Source organism: Promicromonospora sp. NPDC057138, assembly GCF_042670845.1.
Lineage (GTDB): Bacteria > Actinomycetota > Actinomycetes > Actinomycetales > Cellulomonadaceae > Promicromonospora.
In genome coordinates, this window is record NZ_JBHUUX010000028.1 from 42,343 (window position 1) to 61,090 (window position 18,748).

Annotated in this window: 17 protein-coding genes; 10 read left to right on the plus strand and 7 right to left on the minus strand. The window is 72.4% G+C overall.

Annotated elements, in window-relative coordinates; genetic code table 11:
- Positions 1-160: 160 nt before the first annotated feature.
- Positions 161-1,546 (plus strand): hypothetical protein, encoded by a 1,386-nt coding sequence (locus tag ACFT2C_RS16300; RefSeq protein WP_377208107.1) that lies wholly within the window; start codon positions 161-163, stop codon positions 1,544-1,546.
- 93 nt (positions 1,547-1,639) lie between these two features.
- Here ACFT2C_RS16300 and galE read toward each other — a convergent pair whose 3' ends face one another.
- Positions 1,640-2,662 (minus strand): UDP-glucose 4-epimerase GalE, encoded by a 1,023-nt coding sequence (gene galE, locus ACFT2C_RS16305; protein WP_377208108.1) that lies wholly within the window; start codon positions 2,660-2,662, stop codon positions 1,640-1,642.
- A gap of 54 nt (positions 2,663-2,716) precedes the next feature.
- Here galE and ACFT2C_RS16310 point away from each other — a divergent pair, with 54 nt between their 5' ends.
- The 4 genes from ACFT2C_RS16310 to ACFT2C_RS16325 all read left to right on the plus strand — a co-directional run bounded on the left by ACFT2C_RS16310 (position 2,717) and on the right by ACFT2C_RS16325 (position 6,778).
- Entirely contained in the window at positions 2,717-3,415 is a 699-nt protein-coding gene (locus tag ACFT2C_RS16310) for a LysE family translocator (RefSeq protein WP_377208109.1), read from the plus strand.
- A 110-nt stretch (positions 3,416-3,525) separates the two neighbouring features.
- The gene (locus ACFT2C_RS16315; RefSeq protein WP_377208110.1) at positions 3,526-4,974 is read left to right on the plus strand and encodes a tyrosine-type recombinase/integrase; all 1,449 of its coding nucleotides are present in this window, start codon (positions 3,526-3,528) and stop codon (positions 4,972-4,974) included.
- A 108-nt stretch (positions 4,975-5,082) separates the two neighbouring features.
- On the plus strand, positions 5,083-5,499 hold the full coding sequence (locus ACFT2C_RS16320; RefSeq protein WP_377208111.1) for a YciI family protein: 417 nt from the start codon (positions 5,083-5,085) through the stop codon (positions 5,497-5,499).
- 43 nt (positions 5,500-5,542) lie between these two features.
- Complete coding sequence (locus ACFT2C_RS16325) at positions 5,543-6,778, plus strand: RNA polymerase sigma factor (RefSeq protein ID WP_377208112.1); 1,236 nt, start codon at positions 5,543-5,545, stop codon at positions 6,776-6,778.
- On the opposite strand, the gene ACFT2C_RS16330 is transcribed toward ACFT2C_RS16325, so the two are convergent.
- Entirely contained in the window at positions 6,735-8,519 is a 1,785-nt protein-coding gene (locus ACFT2C_RS16330; RefSeq protein ID WP_377208113.1) for a glycosyltransferase family 61 protein, read from the minus strand. The two genes, ACFT2C_RS16325 and ACFT2C_RS16330, sit on opposite strands and share 44 nt — an antisense overlap.
- Before the next feature lie 155 nt (positions 8,520-8,674).
- On the opposite strand from ACFT2C_RS16330, the gene ACFT2C_RS16335 reads away from it, so the two are divergent.
- Together ACFT2C_RS16335 and ACFT2C_RS16340 are read left to right on the plus strand one after the other, a co-directional pair.
- A complete protein-coding gene (locus ACFT2C_RS16335) occupies positions 8,675-9,742 on the plus strand; it encodes a PIG-L family deacetylase (protein ID WP_377208114.1) in 1,068 nt (355 codons plus the stop codon).
- Positions 9,739-10,284 carry a histidine kinase dimerization/phospho-acceptor domain-containing protein gene (locus tag ACFT2C_RS16340; protein WP_377208115.1) on the plus strand — a complete coding sequence of 182 codons (546 nt, stop codon included), beginning with the start codon at positions 9,739-9,741 and terminating at the stop codon, positions 10,282-10,284. The genes ACFT2C_RS16335 and ACFT2C_RS16340 overlap by 4 nt, the downstream gene beginning before the upstream one ends.
- Before the next feature lie 24 nt (positions 10,285-10,308).
- On the opposite strand, the gene ACFT2C_RS16345 is transcribed toward ACFT2C_RS16340, so the two are convergent.
- From ACFT2C_RS16345 to ACFT2C_RS16355, 3 genes are read right to left on the minus strand one after another with little or no spacing between them, the layout of a single operon-like run.
- Complete coding sequence (locus ACFT2C_RS16345) at positions 10,309-11,493, minus strand: hypothetical protein (RefSeq protein ID WP_377208116.1); 1,185 nt, start codon at positions 11,491-11,493, stop codon at positions 10,309-10,311.
- 41 nt (positions 11,494-11,534) lie between these two features.
- Positions 11,535-12,839 (minus strand): glycosyltransferase, encoded by a 1,305-nt coding sequence (locus ACFT2C_RS16350; RefSeq protein ID WP_377208117.1) that lies wholly within the window; start codon positions 12,837-12,839, stop codon positions 11,535-11,537.
- Positions 12,836-13,879, minus strand: a complete 1,044-nt coding sequence (locus ACFT2C_RS16355) for an ATP-grasp domain-containing protein (protein WP_377208118.1) — start codon at positions 13,877-13,879, stop codon at positions 12,836-12,838. The genes ACFT2C_RS16350 and ACFT2C_RS16355 overlap by 4 nt, the downstream gene beginning before the upstream one ends.
- Before the next feature lie 150 nt (positions 13,880-14,029).
- Between ACFT2C_RS16355 and ACFT2C_RS16360 the strand changes: the two genes are divergently transcribed.
- Together ACFT2C_RS16360 and ACFT2C_RS16365 are read left to right on the plus strand one after the other, a co-directional pair.
- Positions 14,030-15,196, plus strand: a complete 1,167-nt coding sequence (locus ACFT2C_RS16360; protein ID WP_377208119.1) for a sensor histidine kinase — start codon at positions 14,030-14,032, stop codon at positions 15,194-15,196.
- Positions 15,197-15,269: 73 nt separating this feature from the next.
- Positions 15,270-15,644 carry a response regulator transcription factor gene (locus ACFT2C_RS16365; protein WP_377208120.1) on the plus strand — a complete coding sequence of 125 codons (375 nt, stop codon included), beginning with the start codon at positions 15,270-15,272 and terminating at the stop codon, positions 15,642-15,644.
- Positions 15,645-15,707: 63 nt separating this feature from the next.
- Here ACFT2C_RS16365 and ACFT2C_RS16370 read toward each other — a convergent pair whose 3' ends face one another.
- Complete coding sequence (locus ACFT2C_RS16370; RefSeq protein WP_377208121.1) at positions 15,708-16,448, minus strand: TioE family transcriptional regulator; 741 nt, start codon at positions 16,446-16,448, stop codon at positions 15,708-15,710.
- A 69-nt stretch (positions 16,449-16,517) separates the two neighbouring features.
- Between ACFT2C_RS16370 and ACFT2C_RS16375 the strand changes: the two genes are divergently transcribed.
- On the plus strand, positions 16,518-17,759 hold the full coding sequence (locus tag ACFT2C_RS16375) for an erythromycin esterase family protein (RefSeq protein WP_377208122.1): 1,242 nt from the start codon (positions 16,518-16,520) through the stop codon (positions 17,757-17,759).
- On the opposite strand, the gene ACFT2C_RS16380 is transcribed toward ACFT2C_RS16375, so the two are convergent.
- Positions 17,737-18,687 (minus strand): AraC family transcriptional regulator, encoded by a 951-nt coding sequence (locus tag ACFT2C_RS16380; RefSeq protein WP_377208123.1) that lies wholly within the window; start codon positions 18,685-18,687, stop codon positions 17,737-17,739. The genes ACFT2C_RS16375 and ACFT2C_RS16380 overlap by 23 nt on opposite strands.
- Between the last annotated feature and the right edge of the window lie 61 nt (positions 18,688-18,748).

The following is an 18,748-nucleotide window of genomic DNA, read 5'->3' on the forward strand; positions in this document are numbered from 1 at the left end:
GCAAGTGTTAGTAATCAGGGGGCGGTCCGCTATCTTTGGTAGTGATTTTCACAGAATCCGACATATTCGTACTATCTCCACTTTCAAGACTCTCGCACTGATGGCACCCTGTGGCGCGTCGTAGCGCTACCGGCGGCACGGCTGTCGAGAAAGGACGCGCATGGCGAGGGATGAACGCGTGGGCAAGCCCGCGTACGCAGCGGTGTCGACCCGGATCACCGGTGTCAAGGTGGAGAGCGCGCGCCTGCGAGAGATTGCTGTTGTGCGCCTCGACGAGCGCGGCGCCGTCGTCGACGAGTGGTCGGCGGTGCTGCACCCCGACGGCGCGTGGATCGCGCTCGCCGACGTCGCCTCCACTCTTCGCGAGCGCCTGTCGCAGATGGCGATAGTGACGCACAACGGCCGGCTCGGCATCGAGGTGCTGCGTGCGGAGCTGGCCCACCTGGGGTGGCAGCTGCCCGCGTTCGCCCAGACGACGACCATCGACGCGAGCTACCACTACCTGCCGGGGCTGGCGCACCGGCGCCTGTCGGACTGCTGCACCGCCGCAGGGGTCCCGTTCGAGGGCGGCGGCATCCCGCCGCACACCAGCCCGGTGAACGAGGCGCGCGCCACCGCCGGCCTGCTGTCCCGGTTCCTGCAGAGCGTGGGCGGGGTGCCGGACCTGCCCGAGCTGTTGCAGGTCACCCTGCGCGCCTGGGTCTACCCCTGGCCCGCGGGGCCCAGCCGGGTGGCCGAGGCTCCGCGCCCCTGGCCGGGCCGCCGCGGTCCGGGCATCCTGACGATGCTCGCCGGGCAGCCGCTCGCCGACGCGATATCCGCCGTCGCGGACGTCCACACCCACGGCTACCTGGCGCTCATCGCCGAGACGCTCCACGACGGGCGGCTCACACCCGAGACGGCCGGGGGGCTGGCCGACGCCGAGCCGCTCTACCGGCTCACGCGCCAGGCCGCGGCCGGCATCCGCAGGAAGTTCTTCGACGCGCTCGTGCGCCAGGCGATCGAGGCCGACCGCTACCACCTGGAGGCCCGGCAGGAGCTGTGGCGCGTCGCGGACACGCTCGGCTGCCCGCGGGACGCCGTGATCGAGCCGATCGTCGAGGCGACGCCGGTGGAGTTCCCCAAGCTGGTCGACGAGTCCGGCGCGAAGAAGCCCACGGACGGCCGCAGCGTGGCCACCCCCGCGCAGATGCGCGCCTGGGCCATCGCCAACGGGTTCGACGTCGAGGGCTACATCCGGCTGCCGTGGTCGATCGTGCGGGCCTTCGAGGAGGCGCACGCCGAACCGGTGGACCGGACGGCGCGCCCGGCCGCGCAGGACCTGTCGGTGCCCGACCAGGCCGTGCGCGACGAGCCGCTGCACGACCCCTCGGTGCGCAACCCGCCCGCACGGGACGCCCGGCACGCGGCTGCCGAGCTGCGGCCCATCCTGCGGCCGACTCGGTCGGACCGGCGCCACGGCGGCGAGCCCGACCCGGACGAGGGCGTACCGCAGCTCGAGTTCGACCGCCTGGAGACCCCGCCGATCGGCAACCCAGTGGTCTGACTCGCGTTCAGCACAGCACCTTCTGCCAGATGCGTCATCGGTCTGGCAGAAAGCGCTGTGCTGAACGCCGGTCAGCGCGGACAACGTCCCAGGTCAGGCGTCAGGGAAGCCCTGCGGGTTCTTGGACTGCCAGCGCCAGGTGTCGGCGCACATGTCGTCGATGGTCTTGGTCGCGCGCCAGCCCAGCTCGGTGTTCGCGCGCGTCGGGTCGGCCCAGAACGCGGGCAGGTCGCCGGCCCGGCGCGGGCCGATCTCGTACGGCAGCTCACGACCGACCGCCCGCTCGAAGGCCTTCAGCAGCTCCAGCACCGACGTCCCCGTACCCGTCCCCAGGTTGAACGCGCGCGCCGGCTCGGCCATGTCGTCCAGGTGCTCGAGGGCCGCGACGTGCCCCGCCGCGAGGTCGGTGACGTGCAGGTAGTCACGCTCGGCCGTGCCGTCCGCCGTCGGGTAGTCGTTCCCGAACACCGTGAGCTTGTCGCGCCGCCCCACCGCGACCTGCGCGATGAACGGCATCAGGTTGTTCGGGATGCCCTGCGGGTCCTCGCCGATGTCGCCGCTCTCGTGCGCGCCCACCGGGTTGAAGTACCGCAGCAGCGCCACCTTCCAGCCCTCGGAGATCTGCGCGATGTCCGTCAGCACGCGCTCGATCATCACCTTGGTCTGCCCGTACGGCGACGACGAGGACAGGTGCTCGTAGTCCTCCCGGTACGGCACCGGCGCCTTCTCCCCGTACACCGTGGCCGACGACGAGAACACCAGCTTCGTCACGCCGTACTTCGTCATCGACGAGGCCAGGGCGAACGTCGAGTCGAGGTTGTTGCGGTAGTACTCCAGCGGCTTGGTCACCGACTCCCCCACCGCCTTGAACCCCGCGAAGTGGATGACGGCGTCGATCCGCTCGTGCGCGAACAGCGCCTCGGTCTTGTCGGCGTCGGTCAGGTCGAACCCGTGGAACGGGATCTCGCGACCAGCGAGCGCCTCCAGGCGGCCCTTCACCGAAGGCTTCGAGTTGGAGAAGTCGTCGACCACGATGACGTCGTGACCGGCGGCTACCAGGGCAAGGACAGTGTGCGAGCCGATATAGCCGGCCCCACCGGAGACGAGAACGCGCATAACCCCAAACTACCCGCTGGTCCGCCTCCGGCCGGCACCGGTACCGTCACGCCCATGACCGTGCCCGAGGCGATGTTCCTGTTCGCGCTCGTCGCGATCCCACTGACGATCATGCCCGGCCTGGACAGCGCGCTCGTGCTGCGCACCGCCGTCGTCAGCGGTCGCAAGCACGCCTATGCCACCGCCCTCGGCATCAACGCGGGCGTCCTGGCCTGGGGCGTCGCTGCCGCCGTCGGCGCGACCGCCGTGCTCGCCGCCTCCGAGGCTGCCTACCGCGCCCTGACCCTGGCCGGCGCCGCCTACCTCCTGTGGCTCGGCGGCCAGATGCTGTGGTCCAGCTTCCGCCCCGGCCGCTACGACGCGCTGCCCGACGCCGTCCTGCCCCACGACAACGGATCGACGTCGGCCGACGGCACCGCCACGGCACCCCGCTCGGCCTGGCGCTCGTTCGCGCTCGGCGCCACCACGAACCTCCTGAACCCGAAGGTCGGCGTCTTCTACCTCGCCACCATCCCCCAGTTCCTGCCCGACGACGTACCGCACCTGCTCATGGGCCTCCTGCTGGCCGTCGAGCACGACGTCCTCGGGTTCGCCTGGCTGGCCCTTCTGATCAACGCCGCCGACCTCGCCCAGCGCTGGCTGTCGGGGCGCGCCATCGCCCGCGTCACCGACCGGGTCACCGGTGCCGTGCTGCTCGCCTTCGGTGGGCGCATCGGATGGAACGCCCTGACCGGCCAGGCCCGCCCGATCTGAACCTGGCCGCGCACCCGACTCCCACGGCCGGACCTCCGCGGCATGGCTCACCGAGGCCCCGCCCCGCGTCGCTCCCTGACCTGCGCCGGCACGCCCGATAACCTCGCCACGTGGCGTACACCGAGCAGCGCACCGACTCCGACGGACGCACCGGCTACATCGGCCGGTTCCGGGTCGACGGGCGCCTGCGCAGCACCCGCCGCTTCACGTCTCGGCGCGAGGCGCTCGCGGAGGCCCGCCGCCAGGAGGAGGCCGGCAAGCACGCCGAGTGGGTCGACCCCGCCTCCAGCCGGGTCACCGTCGCCGAGTGGTTCGCCGTCTGGCAGGAGTCCCGCGTCGACCGTGCGCCGCGCACCATCGAGGCCGAGCACGAGCGCTTCCGCTCCCTGGTCGCGCCCGCCTTCGGCGACCGGCCGCTGCGGCAGGTCACGCACGAGGACGTCGCCCGCTGGGCTGCCACCATGGCCTCCCCCACCACCGGCGAGACCGCCTCGCCGGCGAGGCGCCGCGACGCCGCACGCCTGCTGGTCGCGCTGCTCGACGCCGCCGTCGACGCCCGCCGCCTGCGCAGCAACCCGGCGCGGACGCCGTCGGGCAAGGTGCCCGCCCTGCCGCGGGCGCCGAAGACCAAGCCGCACCGGTACCTCTCCCACGAGCAGCTGCGCCGGGTCGCGGACGCGACCACGTCCCCGCAGACGCGCACGCTCGTGCTGCTCACCGCCCTGACCGGCCTGCGCTGGGGCGAGGTCAGCGCCCTCACGGTGGCCGACGTCGACCCGCTGCGCCGCCGCGTGCGTGTCACCAAGGCCTACACGCGGCTCGACGACGGCACCCTCCTGCTCGGCGACACCAAGACCCATGCGCGCCGGGAGGTGCCCCTGCCGGCGACCCTCGTCGAGGCGGTGGCGGCGCAGGCCGGCGGCCGGGCGCCCGCCGACCTGCTGTTCACCGGGACGCGCGGTGGCCCGCTGCGTCGCGAGAGCTTCGACCGGTCGGCGTTCCGGCCCGCCGTCGGTGCGGCCGGCCGCGCCGTCCGCACCCTGCGCGAGGCCGTGGGCCTGCCCGGCTCCGGCCTGTACGACGACGGCGTGGTCGCCGCGGTCCGCCGTCTGCAGTCCGACGGCGGGGTCGAGCCCTCGGGCGTCTGCGACCCGGCGACCTGGGCCCTGGTCGCCGACGCCGACCGGGCGCGCCGGGACGAGCTGACCCGCGGCGAGAAGGTGAGCCGCACCCGCCTGCTGACCGCCCTGTCGCGGACCACGCTCGGGCCGGGCGCCGAGGACTTCGACACGCTCACCCTGCACGACCTGCGCCACACCGCGGCGTCGCTCGCGATCTCCGGCGGGGCGACGGTCAAGGCGGTGCAGCGCATGCTCGGGCACGAGTCGCCGGTGCTCACGCTGTCCACCTACGCGGGCCTGTTCGAGGACGACCTCGACACGCTGGGCGACACGTTGAGCGCGGCGTTCCAGGCGACCGCCGTCGTGCCGGAAGGTGCGGCGGGCGGCCCGGCGAGCGTGACCCCGATCGGTGCCGCGCGGGCCTGGGCCGCGGGCTGATCGAGATCCTGATGTCGAGAACATCGGAGCAGTTCCGTCCTAGGGTCGAGGGCGTGAACAGCGCCCATGACGCAGGGCCGGCGACGGCCCTCGACCAAGGAGAGACTCATGGCGAAGTACCTGCTGCTCAAGCACTACCGGCACAACGGCCCGAAGCCCGTGCCCGGCACCGAGACGCCGATGGACGGGTGGACGCCCGAGGAGATCACGGCGCACATCGACTACATGCGCCGGTTCGCCGAGAAGCTGATCCAGAGCGGTGAGTTCGTCAGCGAGGGCGCGCTCTCGCCGGAGGGCACGTTCGTGCGGTACGACGGCGAGGGCCGGCCACCGGTGACGGACGGGCCGTTCGCGGAGACCAAGGACCTCATCGCGGGCTGGATGATCATCGACGTCGAGTCCCAGGAGCGGGCCTACGAGGCCGCCGCCGAGCTCTCCGCGGCACCCGGCCAGGGTGGGCGCCCCATCTACGAGTGGCTCGAGGTGCGGCCGTTCCTGACCGAGGTGCTGGCCACGGCCGAGTGACCCACAGCCCGTGACCCACCGCCCAGCAGATCGGGACACCACCATGCACGAGGACCAGGTGAACGACCTGATGCGGACGCTGGCGCCGCAGGTCCTGGGCGTCCTCGTCCGTCGCGGAGCAGACTTCGCAACGGCCGAGGACGCCGTGCAGGAGGCCCTCATCGAGGCGGTGCGCCACTGGCCGGACGGGCACCCCGACGACCCGAAGGCGTGGCTCCTGCGGGTCGCGGGCCGCAAGCTCATCGACGCACAGCGCTCCGAGGCTGCCCGACGGCGGCGGGAGGAACGCGTCCACGACGAGCCCGCGCCCGGCCCCACCGAGCAGTCGGACGACACGCTGCTCCTGCTGAGCCGCTGCTGCCACCCGGCGCTGAGCCCGGCGTCGGCGGTCGCGCTGACGCTGCGCGCCGTCGGCGGGCTGACGACGGCGCAGATCGCGCGCGCCTTCCTCGTCCCGGAGGCGACGATGGCCCAGCGCATCTCCCGCGCCAAGCGCACCATCAGCGGCGGGCGGTTCGACACGCCGGGCGACGTCCGCGCGGTGCTGCACGTGCTGTACCTGATCTTCAACGAGGGGTTCACCGGCGAGATCTCGCTGGCCGCCGAGGCGATCCGGCTGACCCGCCAGCTGCTCGCCGCCGAGGAAGCGCGCGCCGGGCGACCGGAAACCGCGCGTCCGAGCGGCCGCCCCGATCCAGGACGCCCCGATCCAGGACGCGCAGATCCGGAGATCGCCGGGCTGCTCGCCCTGATGCTGCTGCACCACGCGCGCCGCGAGGCCCGGGTCGCCGCCTCGGGCGAGCTGGTGCCGCTCGATCAGCAGGACCGTTCCCGGTGGGACACGGTGATGATCGCCGAGGGGGTCGCCGTCCTGCAGCACGCCCTCGCTCGCGACCAGCTCGGGCCGTACCAGGCGCAGGCCGCCATCGCAGCCCTGCACGACGATGCCCCCATCGCCGCCGAGACCGACTGGCCGCAGATCCTTCAGTGGTACGACGAGCTCGCCAGGCTCGGGCCGAGTCCCGTCGTCGCCCTCAACCGGGCCGTCGCGGTCGGCCAGGTCGACGGCCCGCTGGCCGGGCTGGCGGCGCTGGGCGACGTGGACCCGGAGCTGCCGCGCTGGGACGCCGTGGCTGCCCACCTGTACGAACGGGCCGACGATCCCGACCGCGCGATCCAGCACTACACGAAGGCCGCGGACCGGGCCACCGGCACGGCAGAGCGGACCCATCTCATCAAGCAGGCCGCGCGCCTGCGGTCCCGGACGTCCCCGAGCTGAGCCCCCGGGTGGCCCGAGCTCCAGCCACGGCCCTCCTGCTACCGAGAATCTCGTCGAGAGCCGGACCGTCACGCTCGAGGTCCACGGCAAAGCTCGAGTGGAACGCCTGCTTCGTCATTCCCGACTCGGGGACGGGGACGTCAGGGTCGCACCACAGGTAGTGCAGCTCCGACCCGAAGTGCCGCGCGAGGTGGTACTCGTTGATAGCCGGGTACGAGCGCGACGAGATCACGATCCGGGTGGCCGGCCGCTGAGACCAGACCGCGTTGATCATCCCGGACCCCGCGTAGCCCGCCACCACCTGCGCCCGTGCGAACGTCTTCGCCTGCACCGCGAGCGGCAACAGCTCGGGACGGACGGTCTCGTACCCCGCGTCCGCGAACCGCCCCTCGACCTCCGCACTGTTCCGGCAGGCACGTCGTCCCTGGCCCGACCGTGCCACGAACACGTGGGTGGGGACGACGACGTCGGCCGCCGACCGCACCAGCACGTCCCGGATGCGCGACCACACGGACGTCGCGGCGTCGGGCGCGAGGAAGAGCGGCTGCTGAAACGCCTGGGTCGCGGTCACCAGCCTCTCGACGCGCGCAGGCCCCGTGAGGACCGTGACCCTGTCCGCTCCGATCCCGAATGCCGCCAGCAGCTCGAGGACGAAGCTCGGCACCGCGTGCCGGTCACCGGTGCCGCCCAGCAGGATCCGCAGGTCGGGAAAGCGGCTCAGGGCCTCGTCCCATGCCCACAGCCTGGTCAGGTCGTGCGTCAGGAAGTGGCCGTAGTGGCCCGGCACCTCGTTGTCCAGATGGAAGTACGTCCCCGAGAGCTCGACCGGCGTGCCGTCCGTGCCCGGTGCTGTGCCGTACTCGCTCGCCGCGACGTTCCCGGTCAGCTGTCCGAGCGGGCGGCGCCAAGGCTGGACGTACGACTCGGGCAGCAGCAGCCCTGCGGCCGACACGACCTGTCGCGGCGCGCACACGACGTCCTCGTAGGCCCGGCAGACCAGGTCCGGGACGAGCTCCACCGCGGGGAAGCGCGCCGCCGAGAACTCCGGCGCGTTGGAGTGCAGCATGACCGGTGTGCTGACGGTCCGAGCCGGACGCCGTGCGATCTCCTCGGGTCGCCTGCTCCGCCGGCCCATCGCGGACAGCGTGGCCTCGGGATCGAGCTTGAGCAGGTGCTCGCCGACCTTCTCGACGATCCGGAGCTCGGCGCTCCGCACGATCTCACCCACGGCTGCCGTCATCTGCCGTTCGAGATGGGTGAGCTCCCGACGGCGTCGTGCGATGCTCCAGCGCCGGGCGCTCTGCAGCCTGTCCAGCCACTCGTCGAGTCCCGCGGCCGGCGGTGTCGCCTCGATCGGCCGGCGATAGGGGTCGAACGCGGCAGGCGCAGGTGTCGGATCGGACGCAGGATCCTCGCCGCGTGGGACGAAGAGCACCACGTAGTGCCCGCCGTCCCGCAGACCGAGGAAGAGGCGCCGGAACGCCCAGTACTTCTGAGCAGCGGGGTCGGTCCGGGCATCGATCACCAGGTCGGCCTGGGTTTGCTCGGCGGCAGCACGGAACATCTCGTCGTGGTTGCCGGTGAGCACGGCCACCTCCGCACCAGGGAACTGGCGCTCGACGTCGCCGCGACCGCCCTCGGACGCCGGGTCGGCGATCAGCAGCACGGAGCGAGGCGCGACCCCGCCCATCGTCCGCGACGACTCCCGCAGCAGCCGGCGCACCTTGCCGTCGGTCCTCACGATGTCTCAGCTCCCCCACTCGTATGCCCACTCGTACGGCGTCGTCCCAGGCTCGGCCCGTGCCGGACAACAGGCGGTCGGCCTCGTTCATGCATACCGTCCAAGTAGGGCAGGGACAACAGGGGCGGCCTGGCCCACCGAACGAAGGAGAGTCGATGACGGACGACGCAGCCACCGCTCCATCCGACGTCTGGTCCGCGCTGGTGGTCGAGGACGACCCGGACTCAGGGGCGTTCACCTGCACCGTCCTCGAGAAGCGCGCCGGGATGCGAGCCGTCGTGGCACAGGACGCGGACGCCGCGCTGGCCGCCCTGGGGGCCGAGAGCTTCGACCTCGTGGTGATCGACGTCGAGCTGCCCGGACGCTCCGGCCTGCAGATCCTGCCGGAGGTGCACCGGCTGGCCGCGGGGGTCCCCGTCATCATCCTGACCGCGCACAACCGCGTCGACTATGCCGTGGGCGCCCTGCGCGGTGACGTGGACGACTTCCTGGTCAAGCCCGTCGACGTCGAGCTGCTCGCCTCGCGGGCGACCACGCTCGCACGCCGGGGCCGGGAGCGGCGAGAGGCAAACCGCACGAAGACGGTGCTGGCGGTGGGTGCTCACCCTGACGATGTCGAGCTCGGCGTGGGCGGCGCCCTCGCCGCTCACGCGGGCGCCGGGGACCAGCTGGTGATCGTGACGTTGTCGAACGGCTCAATGGGCGGGGACGCGGAGGTGCGGCACAAGGAGGCACGAGCCGCCGCGGAGATCGTGGGCGCGAAGCTCATCCACCTGGGCTTCGAGGACACGCACCTGGATCCGGCGTCGGGTCCGATCACAGCGTTGGAGGACGTGGTCCGGGACGTGCGCCCCGACCAGGTCTACACGCACAGCAACCACGACTGGCACCAGGACCATCGAGCGGTGCACCAGACCGTACAGGTCGCGACCCGCGACGTGCGAGACCTGGCGTGCTTCCAGAGTCCTTCGTCGACCGTCGACTACCGGCCCAACCGGTTCGTGGACATCGCCGAGCACCTGGAGACCAAGCTGCTGATGCTGCGGGCGTTCGAGTCGCAGGCTCACCGGGCGTACCTGGCGGAGGACGTCGTGCGAGCCACCGCCCGCTACTGGTCACGGTTCTCGGTGGGTCGGTACGCGGAGCCGCTGGAGACCATGCGCACCACGCTGCGGCTGCCGCCTTCCGCGGGCGGCCTGCCCGGGAATCTGGGGCACGGGTGAGCACGAACAGGGACGTCGCGGAAGGGCTGATCGACGCGGCGACGGGTCATGCGATCGTCGCGACCGATGACGACGGCGTGGTGGTCGTCTTCAGCCGCGGCGCCGAGCTGCTGCTGGGCTACCCGCGTGACGAGGTGCTGGGCAGCAAGGTCGACCGCATCTTCGACGGGGACGTGCCCACAGCCGACCTGGACACGGACGCCCCGGCACCTCGCGAGCGGACGCTACGCGGCCGCGACGGCGTGCCCGTCCCGGCCCAGGTCGTGGTGACCCGCACCCCGGGCGTCGAGGGTGGCCCGCCGGGACACCTGTTCGTTGCCACCGACATGATCGAGCGACGAAGGGCCGAACAGCTCCAGGACGAGCTCATCGGTCAGCTCGGCCACGATCTGCGCTCGCCGCTGACCTCGGTGCTCGGGTATGCCCAGCTCCTGGGCGCCGAGCCCCTGACCGAGGAGCAGCACCGGTACGTGAACGCCATCGAACGCAACGGGCGGCGCCTGCTGCACCTGATCAACGAGCTGCAGGCCGGGAACCAGTGATCTCCCTCGGCGAGGCAACCAGGGTCACGGTTCCACGGCCGGCGCTGACCCCGACGGCTCGCTCGTCGCCAGGCTCGTGGCCGGACGCCGGGTCCATACCTCGCTGAGCGCGCTCCAGTGCTCCGCGGTCATCAGGGTGTACGGCGTGACGTTGACCGACTTGATCCCGTGCGCGCGAGCGGCGCGGGCCGCGGCAGCCATCTCCTGCGGCGAGATCCTGCCGGTCGGCCCCGCGCGGTGGTCCCAGAGCCCCACCGACATGGTGAGCCTGCCGGTCGGGATGCCGGAGCGGGCGAGCGCCGCGGTCATCGGTTCGATCTCCTCGGGCCTGCGCTGGTCGCTCGCGAGGTAGAGCCAGAGCACCAGCCGGTCGGCGTGCCGGGCAAGCTGGTCGTAGCTGAGCCCGGCGGCGGGTAGTCCGGCTCCTGGGTCGTCCCAGTTGATCACGGCGTCCATCGCGAGATCGGGTCGCTTGCCCGTCTCGGCGCCGACGTCGTCCAGGACCGCGGACGCCCGGTCCAGGAAGTCGGCGAGCACCCGTGACCGCCAGGCGCCGATCGAGGGGGCGTCTTCGTCGATGCTCCCGTCAGGCTGCCGGGGCCAGTCGTCCTCGCCCATCATCTCCCGGTACAGGGCGGCGTCGTCCTCGCCGAAGGTCTCGTCGTCGAACTTGAGCTCCGTGAACGTGATCTGGTCGGGCTCGTAGCGGCGGGCGAGCTCCTCCATGTAGGCGAGGTACCGCTTGCCTACGGGACCGTCGTGCACCGCGCTGGCCGACGGCGAGAACCGCGAGAAGGAGCCGTCCGTATCGACGCCTGCCACCGTCTTGTCCTTCAGGATCCAGTTCGGGATCAGCGTGTCGATCACGAGGTCGACGAGTCGTGGCTCGTCGCCGGGCCCCTGCGCCGTCCCGGCGATCGCGTGGGCGAGGCCGTCCCGGCCGGGCTCTGCCGCGACGTCGAGGTGGTCGGACCAGTCGAACGCCGTGAACTCGACCCGGCCGGCCGCGAGGGTCACCGCGTTGACGTGCGCCTCGTCGAGCCGCTCCTGGACGGCGTCCCAGTCCTGCTCCGGGTCCACGACGTCCTCGATGCCGAGGCTGACCGACTGCACGTCGTCCACCTGGACCAGCGGCCGGTCCACCGACGGTGGGGTGGGGTCCGAGGAGCAGGCGGCGTGGGTCGTGGCGAGCACGGCGGCGAGGGCCATGGCGGCGACCGTAGTCATCGGGCGCGGTGCGCGGCGATCGGTCATGGTCCGTGCCCCGTGTCGATGGATACCGTCCCGCTTCGGTCCGTCTTGTACCAGCGGCTCTCGGCGCCGCTCAGCTCCAGCCAGATCGCGCGAAGCATGACCAGGCTCAGCACCGTCGAGAAGAACGGCCACAGCGGCAGGGTCCAGGCGTGCCGCAGGTCGGCGGCCGCGCGGTCCAGGAGGACGGCGAGGACGAGCAGGACGACCGTGAGCGGCAGGCTGAGGAACAGGAGCACCTGCCAGAACGTGACGGGTACGACGCTCGGGTCGCCGGGGTCGCCCGCGTCGCCCAGGAGCGCCAGCGCCACGAACACCACGAGCGCGGCGACCTGGATCACGGGCCCCAGCACCTGAGCGAAGGCGTTGAACGCCAGGTAGGGGCCGAACGGCCCGTAGCTCGGGTTGCCGGTCATGTCGTAGTGCAGACGTATGGTCTGCAGCAGGCCGCGAGCCCAGCGCACCCGCTGCCTGAAGAGCTCAGGCAGGGTGGACGGTGACTCCGTGTACACCAGCGCGCGTGGCGCGAAGGTGGCGCGGTATCCGGCGCGGTAGACCCGCCAGGTCAGCTCGAGGTCCTCGCCCACGGTGTCCTCGCGCAGCGGGCCGGTGCGTTCCAGCACGTCGCGCCGGAACGCGCCGGTGTTGCCGGAGACGATCGGCAGGCAGTGCAGCATGCTCAGTGCGCGGCGCATCAGCCCGGTGCCGACGTGGTTGATCAGGGCGAAGAACCGGGTCTGCACGCGGTCGAGGTTCATGGTGCGGTCGTCGCCGCAGACGGCGCCGATGCTCTCGTCGGTAAAGCCACGGACCATCTCGGTGAGGGTGTCCGGCCCGAACACACCGTCGGCGTCGACCAGCACGAGGATATCGCCCAAGGCGTAGTCGATGCCGTGGTTCAGCGCGGCACCCTTGCCCCGGTTGCGCTGCGTGCGGGCAATCACCCCGGGCAGCTCGGCGGCCAGCGCCTGGAGCTTGGCGTAGGTGTCGTCGGAGGAGCCGTCGTCGACGCACACCACCTCGAAGTCGGGGTAGCGGCTGCGCACGATGGAACGCACGCAGTTCTCCACCACGACGCCCTCGTTGTAGGCCGGCACGATGACGGAGACCGAGGGCGGGTAGGCGCGGTCCGGGTTGTCCGGGCGGTCGAAGATCGTCCCGGCGTGCGGTGCGGCGCCCGAGGGCAGACGCCGGTCGCGTGCCTCGAACACGAGGGCGAACGGGACGATGATCAGGCGCATGATCCCGACGACGAGCATCGTCACGCCGAACACGACGGCGACCGCGGTGAGCACCTGCGTCATGTGGAAGGCCGTCCCTCAGGCTGGGTCGTTCGCTCGCGCCGCCGTTCGGTCCGCCGCAGCGCCACAGGCTCCGATGTCGCCCATCGGGCGAGCACCGCGTCCAGCAGCTCGGGGGCATGCGCGCAGTTGGCGCCGAACCGGCCGTTGACCTCCAGCACGACGGGCTTGCCGGTGCCGTCGCGGCGAACGTCCAGGTCGACCGGCCCGACCAGCTCCAGGGCGTCGACAGCGCGGCGGGCAGTCTCCTCGACGTCGGGCACGGAATGCTCAGCCAGGCGCACGACGGCAGCGGCGTTGCCCACCCGGCCCTGTTTGAGCACTGTCTTCTCCAGGACCACCACGTGGGTCTCGCCGGAGGGTGAGCGGTGCACCTGCGGGTTGTACTCGGTTCCGCCGGCGAACGACTGGACGATCCAGGAGGCGTCCAGCCGGCCCCAGGCCGCGGCGTCGGGCGCGTCCGCCGGCGACTCGATCAGCTGCACCCCGCGTCCGCCGCGCGAGACGCGGGGCTTGACCACGATCGGGCCGCGAGCCCAGGCAAGAGCCTCGCGCGCGCTCGCGAAGTCTGTGACCAGGGCATACCTGGGCACCGGCACGCCCGACCGGTCGAGCGCCAGCATGGTGAGCAGCTTGTCGGCGGCGATCGCGGCGGAGCCCGGGGCGGCGGTCACGACGGCGCCGGCCGGGCCGGGCGCGCCGTCGGCGTCGGCAGTGGCGGCGCGTCCCACCATGGCGCGGCCGCCGGGCGCGGCGCCGCCGAGCGCCTGAGCGAGGACGGCGACCTGGGGCAGCTCGTCCTGCACCGTGGGGATCACGAGGTCCGGAGCGTGCTTGTCGATCAGATCCCGCATGCCCGTGGCGTAGTCCCAGCCGTCGGCGCGCGGCGCGCGATCGGTGGCCGGGAAGTGCGGGTCCGTCACGGGAGCGATGTCGACGCCGACCCACGTCAGGTCGGCACCGGCGGCGGCCCGGGCCGCGAGCTGCGCACCGAGGGCGCGGCCGGCAGGGCCGCCGGCGCCCGTCACGAGGAGGGACGTCATCGGATGGTCCGCATCGACAGGCTCCTCGGCTCTCGGCATCTAGTGCGAGTCTCGCGCGCCGGATCTGAGAACGCATGCGGAACTCGCCCCAGCTCCTGGCGAGGACCACCACGCAAGGAGAAGTCGGCGGCCTCTCGTTACGCTGCGACCATGGGGGAAGCGGACGAGGGGACCGCGCGCGGCAGCCCTGCCGCGAAGCAGTGCGGCTACCTGTTCGTCGTGGCCGGCTCGCTGGCCCTCGCGGGAATTCCGGGAACCCCGGGATCCGCGCCGGCGCTCGCCGGGGTCGCCGTCGCCGACTTCGTCATCGCAGCGCTGTGCTTCGTCCTGCCCTGGTGGCGGTGGCCCGCGTCCCGGGTGGCGTGGCTCGGTCTCGCCGGGTTCGCGGTGGCAGGGGTCTCGACGTGGGCGTTCAGCGGGTTCGTCGGCGGGACCATGCCGTTCTACGTGCTGATCTTCGTCTGGCTCGGGCTGCACCAGGTGCCGAGGGTGGTCTGGTGGGCGGCCGTCCCGGCCACCCTGTCCTACGCCGGCGGTCTCGTGATGTCGGGCGCTCCGCCCGCGGTGGTGGGCTCCACGGTCGTCGGTATCCCCGTCATGGTGACGGTCGGGCTGGTCATCTCCCGCCACGTACAGCACCTGCGGGATGCCCAGCAGCAGCTGCAGGACCAGGAGCGGTGGCGGGCGGCGATGATGTCGACCCTGGCTCACGACATCCGTTCGCCGTTGACCGCGATCGCCGGTGCGCTGGAGATCGTCGGCGACGACGGGCAGGTCCCGGCGCACCTGCGCCGGATGCTGGACTCCGCGACGCGGCAGACCCAGCACCTGACCCGGCTCGCCAGCGGCCTGCTCGACCTGGAACGGGTAGCGCACGGCAGGCTGCAGCTGCAGCTCGAAGACCTCGACGCCGCGGAGATCGCCGCCGAGGTGGTGCGGCTGACCGACCCCACGAAGGTCGCCGTCGACGTCGCCCTCGGCACGACCATTCACGCGGACCGCGACCGGCTCTTGCAGATCCTGCTGAACCTGACCAACAACGCCCTGCGGCACGGCCAGGGTCCGGTCGTGATCGGCGCCCGTGCCGAGCCCGGCACGATGGTCCTGACCGTGCGGGACCACGGACCGGGCATCAGCGACCGCGACGCGTCCAGGCTGTTCACGCGGCTCGCCCAGGGCCGGCCGCCGCGCACCGACTCGGTCGGCCTCGGGCTGTGGATAGTGCGGATCCTCACCGAGGCGCACGGCGGCACGGTGAGCTTCGAGAACACCGACCCCGGAGCGGTATTCCTCGTACGCCTCCCGGCCCTCGCGTGACGGCGATCCGCCGACGCCCCCGGACGAGCGGTCGCGTTTGCGCCGCGCCAGCCCTGGTGCTACTTACAGGGGCATGACTACAGGGGGCGGGGAGCGGATCCTGGTTGCTGAGGACGACAGCGACATCCGCGAGATCATCGAGTTCAAGCTGGGCACGGCCGGCTACACGGTGGACACGGCAGATGACGGGCTGGCCGCGTGGGAGGCGTTCCAGGCGGCGCCTCCGGATCTGGCGGTGCTCGACATCATGATGCCCCGCATGTCGGGTATCGACGTGCTGCGCAAGATCCGCGAGAGCGACGCCCCTGGCGTTCCGGTGCTGCTCCTGAGCGCCAAGCGGAAGGCCGACATCGGCTTCGACATCGGCGCCACCGACTACATGGCCAAGCCGTTCAGCCCACGGGAGCTGCTGGACCGCGTCAACGGGATCCTGGCCCGGGCGCGATGACCCGGCGTACCGCCGCCGGCACGGCAGCGTGACCGCCGTCCGCCATCCGCCGCCGGTCCCGGGTCATGGCCGCTCGTCGAGGTACGCCTGCAAGGCCGCGGCCCCGGCCAGCATCGCGCGTCCGCGGGCCGACAGACCGTCGTGCCAGTCGGCCAGAGCGGCCTCCAGCGGCCCGAGGCCGCCCGCCGCGCGCACCTGGGCGATCAGCGGGGCTATCTGCTCCAGCCGATAGCCGCCCCGTCTGAGCTGGTGGGCCAGCTTGGCATCCCGCACGTCGGCCTCGTCGTAGACCCGGTACCCGGTCTGGGTGTCCCGGCGCGGGCGCACCACCCCCGCACGCTCCCAGGTGCGCAAGGTCGCGGGCCGGATCCGGAGCTTCCTCGCCAGCGGGCCGATGAACGTCGCGCGTGGTCCGGACGGCGGGACCGGTGGCTCGGCCTCGGCGGGATCCAGGCCGGCGGGATCCAGGTCGCGCAGCGCGCTCTCGACGGCCTGGAGGGTCCGGCGGTCGTCGAGGAGCTGGGCGTGGCTCTCGTCGATGAGGCCGAACGCGTCGGCGCCGTCGTTCACCGCCCGCATGATCGCCGCCGCCGTCGGGTGGCCGTGGCCTGGGACCAGGGCGAGGAAGGCGCGCAGCGCCTGCGCGTGCAGCGGGGTGTAGGCGCGGTATCCGGTCGGCGTGCGGATGGCGGCCGGGAGGATGCCGGCGTCCTCGTAGTTGCGGACCGCCTGCGTGGACAGGCCGTGCTCCCGCGCCAGGTCGACGGGCCGGAGCCGAGCTCCGGTTTGAAGGTTGTGCGCCATCAGCCCGCCTGTTTCAAGTCACCATCGGAAGCAAGTCTCAACCGAGGCTTCAACGATACCGTTGAAGGAATGGCGACAGACATCAAGGACACCATTCATCCCCTCGACTCCGCCGCGGTCATGAGCCTGCTCGGCGCCCGGCCGCGGCTGCTCGCCCTGGGCGAGCCCACCCACGGCGCGGAGACTCTGCTCGGCCTGCGCAACGAGCTCTTCCGGCAGCTCGTCGAGCACGAGGGCTACCGCACCATCGCTCTGGAGACCGACTGCATGATGGGCCTGCTCGTGGACGGCTACGTCACCGGTGAGGGCGACCCCGGCGTCGGCCTGGACGAGGTGATGGCGCGCGGCTTCAGCCACGAGTGGGGCGCCTTCCCGGCCAACCGCGAGCTCGTGGCCTGGATGCGTGCCTACAACGAGGGCCGGCCGGCTTCCGACCGGCTCCGCTTCGCCGGCTTCGACGGGCCGCTGGAGATCACAGGCGCCGCGAGCCCTCGGCCCGTGCTCACCGCGCTCCACGACTACCTGTCCGCGCGGATCGACGCCGGCCTGCTGCCGTGCACCGCGGCTGTGCTCGACCGCCTGATCGGCGAGGACGCCCGGTGGACCGACCCGGAGGCGATGATGGACCCGTCCCGGTCCGTGGGGCAGTCCGCGGAGGCCCGGGAGCTGCGGCTGCTCGCCGACGACCTGGTCGCCCTGCTCGACGCGCACGCGCCGCACCTGAGGGCGACGTCGTCCCCGGACGACTGGGACCGGGCCCTGCTGTACGGGCGCACCGCCACGGGGCTGCTGCGCTACCACTTCTGGATGGCGGAGCCCTCACCGAGTCGCATGACCTTGCTGCTGGGCGTGCGGGACTCGATGATGGCCGCCAACCTGCTCGCCCTCGCCGAGCGTGGACCGGTGCTGGTGAACGCCCAGAACGCCCACCTGCAGCGCGGCTTGAGCACGATGAGCATGTGGGACCACCCGCGGCTGGAGTGGTGGGGCGCCGGTGCGCTCGTCAGCGCCCGCCTGGGCCGGGAGTACGCGTTCCTGGCCACGGCCCTCGGCACCATCCGGCACCAGGGCGTGGACGCCCCGCCGTCGGACACGGTCGAGGGGCTCCTGTACGAGCTCGGCGAGGACCGCTTCGTGGTCGACGCGCCTCGGCTGGCCGCGGCGCTCGGCACTGATCCTGGCGGCGCAGGTCCGGGCGCCGCGCTGCCGGCGGCGCGGGTGTCGCCCTGGTTCGGCTACTCCCCGCTGGACCCGGCGCACCTGGCGGACGACGACGGGATCGTGTTCGTCAGGGACGTCCAGCCGGGCTGAGCACCGCGCCGGCGCGCCGGAACTGGCTCGGGCTGACGCCGCGGGTGCGTTTGAACGCCGCACTGAAGGCGAACGCGTCGGAGTAGCCCACGGTGCGGGCTACCTCGGCGATGGTCGCGCCCTCGCGGTCGGTCAGCAGGTCCGCCGCGAGGGTCATGCGCCAGCGGGTCAGGTAGGTCAGCGGCGGTTCGCCCACCAGGTCGGCGAACCGCTTGGCCAGGGTGGAGCGCGAGACCCCGGTGCGCTCCCCGAGGGCCGAGACGGTCCAGGGCGCCGCCGGCTCGGCGTGCAGCAGGCGCAGCGCGTCGCCGACCACCGGGTCGCGCTGGGCGGCGTACCAGGTTGGCGTCGCGCCGTCCGGCCGGTCGAAGTACTCGCGCACCGCGCAGACGAGCAGCCAGTCGAGCAGCCGGTCCAGCACCACCTGCTGGCCCGGTACGTCGGCGGCGACCTCGGCGGCGAGGTGGTCCAGCACGGCGTCGCCCGCTCCCCCGGCGTCCGCCCGCAGCACGACGGGCAGCGCGTCGAGCAGCCTGCGGCTGATCTCGCCGTGCACCGGGTAGGCGCCGACGATCAGCGTGGTCGCGCCGCCACCGGCGTCGCCGTCGTGCCAGCCGCGCCGGTGCCGGGTCCCGCCCTCCTCGGGCAGCGCGCAGTACTCGCCGCACTCGACCGGCTCGGCCTCGGTGCCGACCTCGTCGACGAAGGTGAACGGCGCGGGTCCGCGCACGATGACGGTCTCGCGGTCGCGCAGCGGGACCGGCGGACGGCCCTCGGGCACGATCCACCCCTGACCGCCGATGACGGTGCACAACGTCAGCGGCGCGCCGTCCACGAAGTGCAGCGCCCAGGGCGGGGTGAGGGTCGAGCTCCCGAACAACGAGCCCTGGGCCCGCATCCCGCGGAAGAGGTCACCGAACGCGTCCATCCGCCGAGGCTATCGGACGACGTCGGACGATGACACAGGTGATCCGGCGCTTTACCCATGG